We start from the raw sequence: 13,787 nt of genomic DNA, 5'->3' as shown, positions 1-13,787 counted from the left end.
TCGTCGAGCGGAGGCGGACCAACGAGGACGGTGGGTCAGTCGTTCTGTTCCTGAAGCCGGCGGGCTGCCTCGATCAGCAGCTCCCGCGGGATCTCCACGAGCAGCTCACCTTCGGGTACGGCAACGCCGGTTGCGGCGTAGCCCTGCACGAGCACGTTGTCCCCGCCGGTGGAATAGACGGTCGGACAGCTGCCAGTGCCGCAGAGCGTGATCACCGGTTGTGGAGCGGGTTCCGGCGGACCGTTAGTCGCGGCCGGACGTTCCGCGTCATCAGGGTTCGTCATTACTCCACGGTAGAAACACCGGCGGCTCCGGACAAGCGCAAGGATTTTCAGCGCACGACGGATTTGGGCATGAGCATTGCCACGTACCGCGCGTGGTAACGATCGAGCAGGTCGCTGACGTCGGTCAGCGCGACCTGCTCCAGGGCGTCGAAGATGCGGCGGTAGGTGCGCACCGCCTGGCGGCCGGCCGACCGGAGACTGGCACTGAAGAGATCGACGCTGACCCAGCGGTCGTCGGCTACCACGAAGCCGTGGTACGGCGCGATGGGCAGCACGGCGTCGTCGGCGACGATCCTCAGCCGGACGTTCGGCTGGGCTGCCACCTCGCGCATCCGGCTGATCTGCGAAATCATCTCGGCCGGCTGGCAGACCTGGTTGCGCAGCACCTGCTCGGTGATCAGGAAGTGGAACTCGCGGCCCTGCTCGTGCAGGATCTGGTTCCGTTGCATCCGGGCGTTGACCGCCTCGGACACCGCCGAATCAGCGGAACGAAGATCGTCCACCTCGTCCTTGAGATCGGCGAGGAGCGCCCGGGCGTATTCACTGGTCTGCAGGAGGCCGGGAACCACGGCGGGCTGCATGATGCGGAGTTCCTTGGCGGTCGCTTCCATCCGCCCGTATTCCTTCTGGCGGTCGGCGAGGTCGCGTCCCGCCGGAGTCCACTCGGTGAGCCGGTCATCGGCGTGCTCGGCCCGCTCGACGACCCGCTCGCGTTCCTCGTCTGGCAGGTTGAGCGCCTCGGCGATCGCCCGCACATCACCGGGCTCGGCCAGGACCTTCCCATTCTCCAAGCGCGAGATCTTGGCCTGGCTCATCCCGACGAGGTCACCGAGTTCCTGGCCGGTGAGTTTGCGCCGCTTGCGCCAGCGGGCCAGCACGGAGCCGACCAGCTCGACCGGGCGGTCGTCGGGACCCGGGAGGCCGGTCATCTGAGATCGCCTCCCTTCGCCCATCCGCTGGAACCTAGTTTATTCACCCACCTGCATCGCCGCTGCAAGGAGATCCGCTGGAATCTCCACCAACTGCTCGCCGGCAGGAATGTCGATGCCTGCGCTCTCCGCCGTGACGGTGTAGCCCTGCACGACGATGGTGCCCCGGTCGGTCTTGTACACGGTCGGGCAGGTGCCGGAACCGCAGAGCGAGGTGAGCAGCGTCAACTTCGGGGCAGCGTCGCCCGAGAAGCCCGGATTGTCATAGTTCACAAGGGGAAGATACGCCCTTTGTCAAGTCGATCATGGAATATTCGGGATCCCGTCCCACCCAACCACGTTTGCGGCTCAGCGCAACCATCACTTCGGCCACTTTACTCACGGGGCGACACCAAACAAGGCATCAAACATACACAGTGTGTAACCAAGGTGGACGGTCAAATTCATTCATGGGAATGAGGATTGCCTTCTCGCGCATAGCAGTGCATATTCGTAGGTGAGGGTCACGGAGAAGTAACGAAATCCGGCGGGCTGGTGACCGGCGGTGAGCGCTGACTCCGGACACTGTGGTCGCGACCCTTACCGGCGCATATGCGCGGCGATCCCGCGCAACCGGCGGATCGGAGGTCATCATGTCCTTCCTCTTCCCCACCACTTCCCCCGCGACTGTGGACGCTCTCGATGCGGCCTGGATGCATCAGCCGCTCGTCTACCTCGCCGTCGCCGCGATCTGCCTGCTGATCGCCCTTCGCTTCTTGAGGCGAGCACTGGCTCCGATCGGGGCCCTGATCCAGGCCGTCGCGGCCGCGGCCGTCGTCGCCTTCGCCGCTGTCATCGCCCTCGCAATGCTCGTCCTCGCAGCAGTCACGACAGCGCACTGAAACCAGCAGCAGTCACGACAGCGCACTGAAACCACAAGACGGGAGTGACTCACATGACCGGCTATCTCGTGATCGTCGCCGTGGTCGTGCTGGCGGCCATCGTCATCACCGAACTGATCGCGGCTGCTCTCCCCGTGATCGTCATCATCACCATGGTCCCGCCGCACGAGCGGGACGATCTCGCCCGGCTGCTCGCCGCCGCTGACAGCTCCCGCCGGCTACGCCTGTGGCCGGCCCTGCGGGCGGCCGTCCAGGCCCGGCGGGCGGAGTGCACACACACCCTCTCCGGAACCTACGAGCAGCACCAGCATCGGGACGCCGACCGCCTCAGCCTGTGAGAGCAGGACGGTATCGATGGGCATCGGCGGTTCCCCTCTCCCGGTTCTACGCCGAGGGGGCGCCGGCGCCTCATCTGCGGGAGAAGAGCGCCGCGGAGACGCTCAGTGCTGACCGGAATGCTGCCGAAAGACACGACGTGACGTCTGACCGTCCCGATGACCTGCTGTACGACAGCGACCGCACCCGGGTCACCCGGATACGCGCGGCGAACGGTACCGCGCTGGTGCGCAAACAGCCGCTCGGCCCCGGCGCCACTGAGCGGCTGCGCAACGAACTCGAGGTGCTCCGCCGTCTCGGCGGCGTCGAGGGGACGCCTCAGCTTGCGGACGAGCAGGTGAACGGGTCCTTGACGCTGCTGGACGCGAATGCCCGTACCCTCGCGGGGATGGACGCCCCCTGGGCGTCCGCCGCGCTGATCGATCTCGCGCACAGCCTCGCGTTGCTCCTCGCCGACGTGCACCGGCACGGTGTGATCCACCGGGACGTGAGCCCGGCGAACATCCTGATCCCGGTAACGCCGGGGCAGACACCGACGCTCATCGACTACGAGCTGTCGACGCTCGCGGCGCAGGATCTGAATCCGGTGCCGGAGGACGGTCTGGCCGGGACGCTGCCCTATCTCGCGCCGGAGCAGACCGGCCGTACCGGCAGGCCTGTCGATCACCGCAGCGACCTGTACGCACTCGGCGCCACACTCTACGAACTGGCGACCGGCGCGCCGCCGTTCGGCCGTGACCGGGAGCCGCTGAAGCTGATCCACGACCACCTGGCCGGTCTGCCGGTGCCGCCGGCCGAGGTGAATCCGGAGGTGCCGGCGGCGCTGTCCGGCATCATCATGCGGCTGCTGCGCAAGGAGCCCGACCTGCGCTATCAGAGCGGCGAGGGCCTCGCTTACGACCTGGCGCTGCTGCGAGCGAGGTTCGCGGCCGGGCTGCCCGCCGAGATCGAGCTCGGCGCCCGTGACTTCCCGATGCGGCTGGCCCCGCCGGCCCGGCTGATCGGCCGCGACGGCCAGCTGGCCACGCTGCGGCGCCTGCTCGACGAGGCGGTGGCCGGGCACAGCACGTTCACCCTGATCACCGGGCCGCCGGGGGTGGGCAAGACCGCGCTGGTCGCCGCCCTGCGGCCGGCGATCGCGGCGGCCGGGGGCAGATTCGTCTCCGGGAAGTTCGACCAGTTCCGGCACGACCTGGGCGGCGACGCGGTCCGGGAGGCGTTCGACGTGCTCGGCAGCCAGCTGCTGACCGAGCCGGACGAGGTGGTGGCCGAGCTGCGGGTACGCCTGCGTGAGGCGCTCGGCTCGAACAGCGGCCTGGCCGCGATGATGATGCCGCCGTTCCGGACACTGCTCGGCGCCGAACCGGAGGAGCCCGGCGACGCCGATCCGCGGCAGCTGTTCGCCCGGCTGAGGGCGGCGGTCCTCGCCGTGCTGCGGACCGTGGCGAGCGGGACCAACCCGGTGGTGTTCTTCCTCGACGACCTGCAGTGGGCGGCCGGCGCGGCGTTCCGGTTCCTCGACGACGTGCTGGACCAGCCGGACCTGCCGGGCCTGCTGGTGCTGGGCGCGTACCGGGAGGAGGAGGTCGACGAGACCCACCCGCTCGCCGCGGTCCGGTCCCGGCTGCGACGTGAACGCGCCGACTCCGCCGAGGTACGCCTGGAGAACCTGGCCCCGCACGATCTGGTTGTGATGATCGCCGAGATGCTGCGGCTGACCGAGGCCGCCGCCGCGCCGCTGGCCGTGGTACTGGCCGAGCGCACCGGCGGGAACCCGTTCGACACGGTCGAGCTGATCAACGCGCTGCGCCGGGAGGGCGTGCTGGTCCCGGACGGTGACGGCTGGCGGTGGGACGAGGACGCGGTACGCCGTTTCGTCGGCCACGGTGACGTCGTCGACCTGCTCGGCAACCGGATCGAGGCCCTGCCCGAACCGACCCGCGAGCTGATCGAGGTGATGGCGTGCCTCGGCGGCGAGGTGGGTCTGGAAATGCTGAGCCTCGCGTCCGGGCACACCGCCGGGCACATCGTCGGCGAGCTGCGACCGGCCGCGCAGGACGGCCTCGTGGTGATCGACGAGACAGCGGTGCGGTTCCGGCACGACCGGGTGCAGCAGGCCGCGTTCGGCCGGCTCGACCCTGCCGGCCGGGGACGGCTGAGCCTGACCCTGGCACGCCGGCTCGCGGACGACCCGCTCGGCGCACCGGCGGCGGCGCCGCTGTACCTCGCCGGCGCCGACGCTCTTCTCGTACCCTCGACGGCCCTGCCCGGTGAGAAGCCGGCGGCGGCGAAGCAGCTGGTCAAGGCCGCCTCGGCGGCCAAGATGGTCGCCAACCACGCGGCGCGCGAGGTTTATCTCGCGGCCGCGCTGCGCCTGTTGGACAAAACCGGCCCTGGGTACGCCGATGTGCGCGCCGAGTGGCATTCCGCGCTGTGCGGCCTGGCCCGGTTCGACGAGGCGGACCAGGTCTTCAGCGAGCTCGCCGCGCTGGGCCGCGATCCGGTGTGGATGACCGGACCGGTGGCCGAGCAGCTCGGCACGCTGACCAACCGCCGGATGCTCCGCGAGGCGCTGACGCTGGGGCTGGGGCTGCTCACCGACCTCGGCGTGGATGTGCCGGCGCCGGAGCAGCTGGGTCCGCGGATCGGCGCCGGGATGGCCGCGTTCTACGGCTGGCTGGCCACCGCCGGTGACGCCGGCAGCCGCCCGGAGATGACCGATCCGCGGCTGCTCGCCGCCTCCCACCTGATCAACAAGCTGATCCCGGCGGCGTTCTTCGCCGACCAGCACACCATGGCGTGGCTGGTCGCCGAGTCCGGCCAGCTGTGGGCCGGGCACGGGCCGTGCGCGGCGCTCACCGGCGTGCTCGGCAACATCGGCGTGGTCACCATCGCCGGCGGCGGTGAGCACCGGGCCGCGTACCAGGCGCTGCTGCACATCCTGGCGACCGGCGAACAGCACGGGTACGAACCGGAGACCTCACAGGCCAAATTCCTGCACGCCCTGGCGACCCTGCCGTGGTTCGAGCCGCTCGAGAACGGCGTCCGAATGGCGCACGAGGCCCGCGACGGACTGCTGCGCGGCGGTGACCTGCGCAACGCGCTCTACACCTACTACACGTCAGTGCCGCAGATGCTCGGCAGCGCCGCCAACCTGGACACGTTCAGCCGGGAGGCACAGGACGCGCTGGAGTTCGGCCAGCGGATCGGCGCCGGCGCGGACACCGCCATGTTCGTGGTCGCCGGCGGGCTGGTCCGGGCCATGCGGGGCGAGACGTCGCCGCCGGGGTCGCTCGGCTTCGACGAGGACACCTATCTGGAAAGCCTCGCCGGCAACGACGCCGCGCTGGCGTTCTACACGGCGTCGCGGTCCCTGGCCGCCGTGGTCTTCGGTGACGACGACGTCCTGATCAAGCACAGCAAGGTCGCGGTGGACCTTCTGCCGTCGATCCCGGGCACCTACATCCACATCCCGTCGCACATCTTCCACGCCCTGGGCGCAGCCGTCCGGCTTCGTCGCGGGGATGCCGACGCTCTCGGCGATCTTGACACCAGCCTCGCCTTCCTGACCGCTCGCGCCGCCGACCAGCCCGGCAACTTCCGGCACCTGCAACGGTTCGTCGAAGCGGTCCGTGCCGCCGCGATCGGCGAATTCCGCGAGGCCGCTGCCGCGTTCGACGCCGCGATGACCGATGCCGCGACCGCCGGCCGGTCCTGGCACTCCGCCGTGATCACCGAGCGGGCCGCCCGGTTCTACCTCGGCAACGGCCTCGACCACGTCGGTGAACGGTTGCTCGCCGAGTCGGTGCAGGCGTACGCCCGATGGGGCGCTCCCGGCAAGGTGCACGAACTGAAGCGGGCCCACCCGTCGCTCGGATCAGCACTCGCCGGTGCCGCCGCCCCCCGGGCCGCCACGCTCAGCAGCACACACAGCATCAACCTCTCCACCGAGGTCATCGACCTGATGGCGGTCCTCGAAGCGGCACGGGTGCTCAGCTCGGAGACCGAGCTGGACCGGCTGCGGGTCCGGGTACAGGACGTGCTGCGCGCCATGACCGGCGCCACGGCCGTACACGTGCTGCTCTGGGACTCGCTCCCGCTGCCGCACGGACCCGGCTGGTTCCTGCCCGCCGACGGCGACCGGCCCGTGCTCAGCCTCGCCGAAGCCGGCAGCCAGGGCTTGCTGCCGCTTACCGCGATCCGGTACGCCGAACGCACCCGCGAGCCGATGCTCGTCGACGACGTGACCCTGGACGGGCGGGTGGGCCGGGACCCGTACCTGACCGGGCTGGACCACTGCTCGCTGCTGGTCGTCCCGGTGCTCAGCCAGGGTCAGCCGCGGGCCATACTGGTGCTGGAGAACCGGCTGAACCGGCGCGCCTTCTCGATCGGCCGGCTCGACGCGGTGCAGCTGATCGCCGGCCAGCTCGCCGTTTCCCTGGAGAACGCCCAGGTGTACGCGTCTCTCGAACGCAAGGTCGCCGAGCGTACCGAAGAACTGGCCGAGGCGAATCTGCGCCTGGAGCTGCTCACCGTCACCGATCCGCTGACCGGGCTGCCGAACCGGCGCAAACTCACCACGTTCCTCGACGACGAGTGGCTGCGCTCGCAACGCACCAACGTGCCGATCGGCGTCGCGATGATCGACATCGACAACTTCAAGAAGTACAACGACCACTACGGCCACCAGGGCGGCGACGAATGCCTGCGGCTGGTCGCCGCCGCGATCCGGGACAGCGTACGCGTCACCGACCTGGTCGCCCGGTACGGCGGCGAGGAGTTCTGCATCGTGATGCCGGGTGCCAACGCCGAGAACGCGATGCTCGTCGCCGACCGGGCCTGCAAGGCGGTGAGCAGGCTGCGCCAGCCGCACACGCTCGCCGACAACGGCATCGTCACGATCAGTGTCGGCGTCACGTCCGGCTCGCCGTCCACCGCCGGTGACGCCGAGCAGCTCACCAAGCTCGCCGACGAGGCGCTCTACGAGGCGAAACGCGGTGGCCGAAACCGGGTCGTGGCGGGATGAACCTCGGCGCGGCGACCTCGCGGGCCCGGCGCTGGACGATCGCACTGCTGGTGCTGCTGATGGCCCTGCTCGCCGGGTACTCGCTGCTGGACAGCCGGCGGCACGCCCAGATCGTCGAGCAGATCATCGACATCGGCGATCAGGTGTCGATCTATCAGCAGGCGGCGTACCTGTCGGCGTGGGAGATGACGCTGATCGAAGCGACGATGAACAACCCGCAGGGGCCGGAACGTCAGCAGCTGCTGGCCGTGGACGAGCAGGCGTACCAGGCGACCATCGCGATCGCGGACACCGACCACGAGGACGACGACGTCCAGGAGGCCGGCACGATCGCGCAGCGTCAGCTGAACCTGCGCCAGCAGATCATCTGGTTCCTGTCGACGCTCGACCGCGGCGGGACCGCGCAGGCGAAACAGATCCTGGAGACCATCATCGAGCCGGCGTACCGGCGAAACATGACCCGGCTGCTGGAACTGCGCGACAGCCACCAGCAGCGTTACGACTCGTACGAGTCCGCTGCCCGCAAGGACTCGGACCGGCTGGTCTGGGGCAGCCTGATCACCGCCGGAATGAGCTTCGTCGTCCTCGCCCTCTTCGTGCTGAACACCCGGGCGCACCGCAAACAGGTGGAGGCGCTGGCCGCCACCGACACGCTCACCGGCCTGCCGAACCGGGCCGCGTTCACGGCGCACACCGAGCAGGCCCTGACCGGGCCCAGACCGGCGATCACCATCCTGACCGTCAACATCAACGGCTTCCGGCACGTCAACGACCAGCTCGGCCCGCACATCGGCGACCGGCTCCTCGCCGAGGCCGGATGGCGGCTGTCGGCGGTGGTCCGCGACACCGACGTGGTCGCCCGGGTCGGCGGCGACGAGTTCGCGATCCTGCTGCGCGAAACCGGCCCGGATCATGCCGAAGCTGTGGCGGGCCGGCTCCTCGAAGCGTTCGATCAGCCGTTCCACCTCGACGAGCTGACCGTCGACCTGGAGGTCAGCATCGGCGCGGCGACCGCGGCGGCGGACGACGACGTGAGCACCCTGCTCGGGCACGCCGACAGCGCCATGCACGAGGCGAAGCAGCAGCACCACGGGTTCCGCCGGTTCAGTTCGGACACCGCGATGGAGAGCGCCGACCGGCTCACCCTGCTCGGCGACCTGCGCCGCGCGCTCACCGACACCGAGCAGTTCACCCTGCACTACCAGGCGAAGATCCGGCTGGAGACCCGCGAACTCGTCGGCGTCGAGGCCCTCGCTCGCTGGTCGCACCCGACGAAGGGCCCGGTGCCGCCCGGCCAGTTCGTCCCGGTGCTGGAGACCACCAGCCTGATCCACCCGTTCACCGAGCGGGTCCTGACGATCGCCCTCCAACAGGCCCGGGACTGGCTCGACACCGGCCACCGGGTGCCGGTCGCGGTGAACCTCTCCACCCGCAGCCTGCTCGACGAGACGTTCCCGAACCGGCTGGCCACGCTGCTCGACGCCACCGGCGTACCCGGCGAACTGCTCTGCATCGAGATCACCGAGCACACCGTGCTGGCCGACCCCAGCACCACGATCGAAGCGCTCAACCAGGTACGCGCCCTCGGCGTGAAGACCTCGATCGACGACTTCGGCACCGGGTACTCGTCGATGACGTACCTGAAACTGCTCCCCGTCGACGAGCTGAAGATCGACCGCTCGTTCGTGGCCGACATGGTCACCGACCCGAGCAGCCACGCCCTGGTCGCGGCCGCTGTCGACCTGGCGCACAACCTGGGCCTGACCGTGGTCGCCGAGGGCGTCGAGGACGCCGCCACGGCGGAGGCGCTGAACAAGCTGAGCTGCGACACCGCGCAGGGGTACCACTTCGCCCGCCCGGTGCCGGCACCCGAGCTGGCCCAGCGCTTCCTGCCCGTCCTGAGTTAGTTCTTGGCGGTTCAGTCCTCGACGCTTCAGTCCTCTACGCTTCAGTCCTCTACGCGGAAGCCGATCTTCAGGCGCACCTGGAAGTGGGCGACGTCGCCGTCGACGACCTGGCCGCGGATCTCCTTCGTCTCGAACCACTCGATGTTGCGCACCGTGCGGGACGCCTTCGAGATGGCGGTACGGATGGCGTCCTCGACACTGTCCGGGCTGCTGCCGACGATTTCACTGAGCCGGTACACGTGATTGGTCATGACGACAGTGTCCCCCGCGGGACGAGCACATCCCGGGTGATCTCGGCGAGGTTCTTGATCCCGGTCAGCGCCATCGTCAGGTCCAGCTCGGCGATCACGTTCGCGATGACCTCTTCGATGCCGCGCTGGCCGGCAATCGCCAGCCCGTACATGTACGGCCGCCCCAGCAGCACCGCGTCCGCGCCGAGCGCGAGCGCCACGAACACGTCAGCGCCGGTGCGGATCCCGCTGTCCATCACAATCTTGGGTACCGGACCGACCGCCTCCCGGATCCGGACCAGCGCGTCCAGGGAGGCGATCGCGTTGTCGACCTGGCGGCCGCCGTGGTTGGAGACGACGATCGCGTCGATGCCCTCGTCGAAAGCGCGCCTGGCGTCGTCCGGGTGCAGGATGCCCTTCAGCACGATCGGCAGACGGGTCCGCTCCCGCAGAGTGGCGATGTGATCCCAGCTCAGGCGCGGGTTGGAGTAGATCCCGAGGAACGTCTCGACGGATGCCCGTGGCTTCGGGGATCGGAGGTTGGCCCAGAATCGGCCGGGGTGGTTCCGGGTGATCGAAATCAGCGAGCGGATCGCCTGCAGCGTGATTTCCTGCTTTCCCGATTTATCCGATTTATCCGATTTATGAGTGTTTACCAGCTCTTGGAAGCGCGGATCTGACGTGTACTGCGCGATCCCCAGCCCTTTCGCGAACGGCAGCGAACCCAGGTTCAGATCCTGCGGCCGCCACCCCAGCACTGTCGTGTCCAGCGTGACCACGAGCGCACCGGCCCCGGCCGCCTCGGCACGCTGGATCAGGCTGTCCACGAGCGCTTCGTCCGTACTCCAGTAGAGCTGGACCCACCGCGGGGCCGCGCCCATCGCGGCCGCGGTCTCCTCCATGGCCGTGCCACCCTGGTTGGTGAAGATGTAGGGCACGCCGGCCGCGGCAGCGGCCCGTGCCGTGTGCAGGTCGGCGTCCGCGGCGATGAGCTGCCCGGCTCCCACCGGCGCGAGCAGCAGCGGAGCGCTCAGGTCCGTGCCGAGCAGGGTGCTGGTGAGATCGCGTTCGGCGACGTCGCGCAGCATCCGCGGCACTATCGCCCACCTGTCGAACGCCGCCCGGTTGGCACGCATCGTGCGCCCCTCACCGGCCCCGCCGGCGACATAGGCCCACCCGGCGGCGCTGCTGGCCTTCCGCGCCCGGCGCTCCAGCTCCGCGAAATCGGTTGGAACCGCCGGCCGCCGCCCGAGCACCCCGGCCCGGTAGATCGCGTTCTGCCGCCGCCGCCCAGCACCCTCCATGAAACGCCCCCTCGCGCGAAGATGAGTGACGCTCACCATAGTGCGGAGCCGTCAGCCGATGATCGTGGCCGGGTCGGCGGCGAACAGGCCGGGCAGGCCTCCGGTGTGCAGAAAGACCACCCGGCTTCCCGGTTCGGCAGCAGCGGCCAGGCCGGCCATCGCCCGGCGGCAGCGGGGCCGCCAGCCGGGCGCACTCTCCAGCGGCGTCGGAAATGTCCCCCGAGCAAGAGGCTCCACCACGCCGAGAACTCTATCGGTCAGTGGCCGCGGAAGGCCTCCTCCAGCCACCAGGACGGGCGGCTGGTGGCGATCTTGGCGTCCACGACCATCGGGACCTCCCGCGGCCCGGCCAGCCAATCACGAACAAGATCAAGATCAGAGGCCTTGCGTACGGTGACCGCACCGCACCCATGGCCCCGGGCGATCGCGGCCAGATCGGTCTCCGGGAAGACCACCGTGTCGAGGGGGTGGCCGCCCGGGCCGAAGTGGTGGACCTCGGCGCCGTAGGCCTCGTCGTTGTAGACCACGATCAGCATGCCCAGGCCGAGCCGCCGGATTGTGTCGAGTTCGGCGATGCCCATCAGGAAGCCGCCGTCGCCGCACGCGGCCACGGGCAGCCGGTCCGGGCGGGCCAGGGCCGCACCCAGCGCCGTCGCCAGGCCGAGACCGATCGACTGGAATGCTTGGGTGAAGCAAAACCCGCGGTGATCCGGAACGGACAGAAACATCGACGGGTACCCCATGAAATTGCCCGAGTCGACGGCCACCACGCGCTCGGCGGGGAGCAGGTCGTCGAGGACGATGCTGAGGCTACGCGGATCGATGTGCGTCTCATCGCCGTCGTCGGTGAACGGTACGTCACGCCATCGGCCGGATTCGCTGAGCTTCGTGCGTACCGAAGGGGTCCGGAAACCGGGGGTGGTGCGCGGGAGCGCGGTGGTGAGCGCAACGGCGCTGAGCCTCGCGTCGCCGACAATGCCCAGGTCGACAGAGCGATGTGCACCCAGAGCGGATGGGTCGATGTCGATCTGCGCGACGGTGGCGGCGTCGCTGATCAGCGTGTTGTGGCGGGTGGTCCACATGTTCAGCGTGGCGCCCCAGGCGACGATCAGGTCGGCGGAGGAGATGAGTTCGGCGGCCAGGGGTGTGGCGAAACCGCCGGATACGTCCAGGTTCCAGGGGTTGCCGGCGAAGAGGCCTTTCGCCACCGCCGAGGTGGCCAGCAGCGCGCCGCACCTCCCGGCGAGCTCCTCGATCTCGGCGCGGGCGTGCAGCGCTCCCCTACCAGCGATGAAAATCGGTCGTTGCGCAGTAGCGAGGAGATCCGCGAGGGCTGCCACCGCGTCATCGGAGGCGCGTGGCGGCAGGACCGCGAGTCCAGGCGACGCGGGCTTCACATGCTGCGCTGATGACGCGGCCTGGACGTCGAGCGGGAGGTTGAGGACTACGGTGCGGCGTTCGGTGAGCGCGAGGCGCCACGCGCGGACCGTGTCGGCGACCGCGGTTGCCGGGCCGTGCACGCGCGCGCTCGCCGCGCCCACCGCGTGCGCGAGCGCGTCCTGGTCGACGCGGAAATTCGAGAGCGGTGCGCTCGCCGCCGGCTCGGCGGCGAGGACGATCATCGGGGTACGGCTCTTCGCCGCCTCCGCGATCCCGGTCATGGCGTTGGTGAGACCACAGCCCTGGTGCACCGAGACGATCGCCGGACGGCCGGTGAGCCGGGTGTACGCGTCGGCGGCTGTCGCGGCACCGCCCTCGTGCCGGGTCGCGATGAAACGGGCGCCGTTCGCCACCAGGGCGTTCGTGACGTGGAAGTTGCCACTGCCGACCACGCCGAAGACGTGATCGGCGCCGAGTTCCGCGAGGGTGGCGCCGACGACGTCCGCGACGGTCCTGTCCTTGATCCCGGCGGTGCTGTCGCGGATCTCGGCCGGGCCAGCGCTCGCGGCCGGGCCGGCGCTCGAGGCCGGGCCAGCGCTCGCGGCCGGGCCAGCGCTCGAGGCCGGGCCAGCGCTCGAGGCCGGGCCGGCGCTCGAGGCCGGGCCAGCGCTCGCGGCCGGGCTGGCGCTCGTTCCGGCGGTGCTGGCGGTCATTTTTCGATGAGGGCCAGCACGCGGACCGGGCTGCCGGAGCCGCCGACGATCGGCAGCGGCGGGGCGATCACGACGGCGCCGGTCGGGGGCAGCCGGTCGAGGTTGCGCAGCTGGGTGAGGCCGTATTTCCCGGCGCCGAGAAGGTACGAGTGACAGGGGAACGCCGGGTCGAACGAGTGCGCGGCCCCAGCGTCGGTGCCGACCGTCTCCACGCCGATGCCGATGACCGGCGCCTCCTCGGCCAGCCATTTCGCGCACTCCACCGAGACGCCAGGAGTGTGCGGGCCGGTCTCGTTCGCGTTGAGGAACGCCTCCTGGTCACCGGAGCGCGCGTCCCAGCCGGTACGCAGCAGCAGCCAGCCGCCCTCGGGCAGCGGGCCGTGTTCCGCTTCCCAGGTGCGAACGTGCTCCACCTCAAGCAGAAAATCCGGATTTTTCGTGGCTTCTTGTGAAACGTCGATCACCGCGGCGGGAGCTATCAGCCGCTGCGCCGGCACCTGCGAGACGTCCTCGCCGTCGCGGCCGGTCGCCCAGTGCACCGGAGCGTCGAAGTGGGTGCCGGTGTGCTCGCCGGTGTGGATGTCGTTCCAGTACCAGCCAGGCCCACGGTCGTCGTAACGGCTGATCTCCTCCAGCCGGAACGGGATCGTGTTCGCGAACGGCGGCGGCAACTGAAGGATCGGCGTACCGGACGAGAGCGGCGCGGTGAGATCGACGACCTCGATCGAACCGCCACTGATTCCGGAGACGAGGCTGTGCAGGATGCTCATGCGGATCTCCACAACGCGAGGCCGGGG

General features: G+C 69.8%; 12 protein-coding genes. 4 read left to right on the top strand and 8 right to left on the bottom strand.

What is annotated here, in order from left to right:
• Positions 1 to 35 precede the first annotated feature (35 nt).
• The 3 genes from ACQP2E_RS12385 to ACQP2E_RS12375 are packed head-to-tail and all read right to left on the bottom strand — an operon-like array spanning position 36 to position 1,486.
• Positions 36 to 284 (bottom strand): hypothetical protein, encoded by a 249-nt coding sequence (locus ACQP2E_RS12385; RefSeq protein WP_433831011.1) that lies wholly within the window; start codon positions 282 to 284, stop codon positions 36 to 38.
• Positions 285 to 331: 47 nt separating this feature from the next.
• Positions 332 to 1,213: a helix-turn-helix domain-containing protein gene (locus ACQP2E_RS12380; RefSeq protein ID WP_433831009.1), complete on the bottom strand. Its 882-nt coding sequence runs from the start codon at positions 1,211 to 1,213 to the stop codon at positions 332 to 334.
• A 39-nt stretch (positions 1,214 to 1,252) separates the two neighbouring features.
• On the bottom strand, positions 1,253 to 1,486 hold the full coding sequence (locus ACQP2E_RS12375) for a hypothetical protein (protein WP_433831007.1): 234 nt from the start codon (positions 1,484 to 1,486) through the stop codon (positions 1,253 to 1,255).
• A gap of 359 nt (positions 1,487 to 1,845) precedes the next feature.
• Between ACQP2E_RS12375 and ACQP2E_RS12370 the strand changes: the two genes are divergently transcribed.
• From ACQP2E_RS12370 to ACQP2E_RS12355, 4 genes are all read left to right on the top strand, one after another.
• Positions 1,846 to 2,094, top strand: a complete 249-nt coding sequence (locus tag ACQP2E_RS12370; protein ID WP_433831005.1) for a hypothetical protein — start codon at positions 1,846 to 1,848, stop codon at positions 2,092 to 2,094.
• 53 nt (positions 2,095 to 2,147) lie between these two features.
• Complete coding sequence (locus tag ACQP2E_RS12365; protein WP_433831003.1) at positions 2,148 to 2,432, top strand: hypothetical protein; 285 nt, start codon at positions 2,148 to 2,150, stop codon at positions 2,430 to 2,432.
• A gap of 137 nt (positions 2,433 to 2,569) precedes the next feature.
• Positions 2,570 to 7,456 carry a diguanylate cyclase gene (locus tag ACQP2E_RS12360; protein WP_433831001.1) on the top strand — a complete coding sequence of 1,629 codons (4,887 nt, stop codon included), beginning with the start codon at positions 2,570 to 2,572 and terminating at the stop codon, positions 7,454 to 7,456.
• Complete coding sequence (locus ACQP2E_RS12355; protein ID WP_433830999.1) at positions 7,453 to 9,363, top strand: putative bifunctional diguanylate cyclase/phosphodiesterase; 1,911 nt, start codon at positions 7,453 to 7,455, stop codon at positions 9,361 to 9,363. The genes ACQP2E_RS12360 and ACQP2E_RS12355 overlap by 4 nt, the downstream gene beginning before the upstream one ends.
• A 41-nt stretch (positions 9,364 to 9,404) precedes the next feature.
• Here ACQP2E_RS12355 and ACQP2E_RS12350 read toward each other — a convergent pair whose 3' ends face one another.
• The 5 genes from ACQP2E_RS12350 to ACQP2E_RS12330 are packed head-to-tail and all read right to left on the bottom strand — an operon-like array spanning position 9,405 to position 13,760.
• Positions 9,405 to 9,614, bottom strand: coding sequence for a dodecin (locus ACQP2E_RS12350; RefSeq protein WP_111653323.1), 210 nt, complete (start codon positions 9,612 to 9,614; stop codon positions 9,405 to 9,407).
• Positions 9,611 to 10,897, bottom strand: coding sequence for an alpha-hydroxy-acid oxidizing protein (locus ACQP2E_RS12345; protein WP_433830997.1), 1,287 nt, complete (start codon positions 10,895 to 10,897; stop codon positions 9,611 to 9,613). The genes ACQP2E_RS12350 and ACQP2E_RS12345 overlap by 4 nt, the downstream gene beginning before the upstream one ends.
• Positions 10,898 to 10,948: 51 nt before the next feature.
• Positions 10,949 to 11,137, bottom strand: a complete 189-nt coding sequence (locus ACQP2E_RS12340) for a hypothetical protein (RefSeq protein ID WP_433830995.1) — start codon at positions 11,135 to 11,137, stop codon at positions 10,949 to 10,951.
• Positions 11,138 to 11,154: 17 nt separating this feature from the next.
• Positions 11,155 to 12,990 carry a thiamine pyrophosphate-binding protein gene (locus tag ACQP2E_RS12335; protein ID WP_433830993.1) on the bottom strand — a complete coding sequence of 612 codons (1,836 nt, stop codon included), beginning with the start codon at positions 12,988 to 12,990 and terminating at the stop codon, positions 11,155 to 11,157.
• The gene (locus ACQP2E_RS12330) at positions 12,987 to 13,760 is read right to left on the bottom strand and encodes a cyclase family protein (RefSeq protein ID WP_433830991.1); all 774 of its coding nucleotides are present in this window, start codon (positions 13,758 to 13,760) and stop codon (positions 12,987 to 12,989) included. The genes ACQP2E_RS12335 and ACQP2E_RS12330 overlap by 4 nt, the downstream gene beginning before the upstream one ends.
• Positions 13,761 to 13,787 lie beyond the last annotated feature (27 nt).

This window comes from Actinoplanes sp. CA-015351 (genome assembly GCF_050955685.1).
Classification (GTDB): Bacteria; Actinomycetota; Actinomycetes; order Mycobacteriales; family Micromonosporaceae; genus Actinoplanes.
The sequence above is the reverse complement of the archived record's forward strand: the minus strand, read 5'-3'. Positions and strand labels throughout refer to the sequence as shown.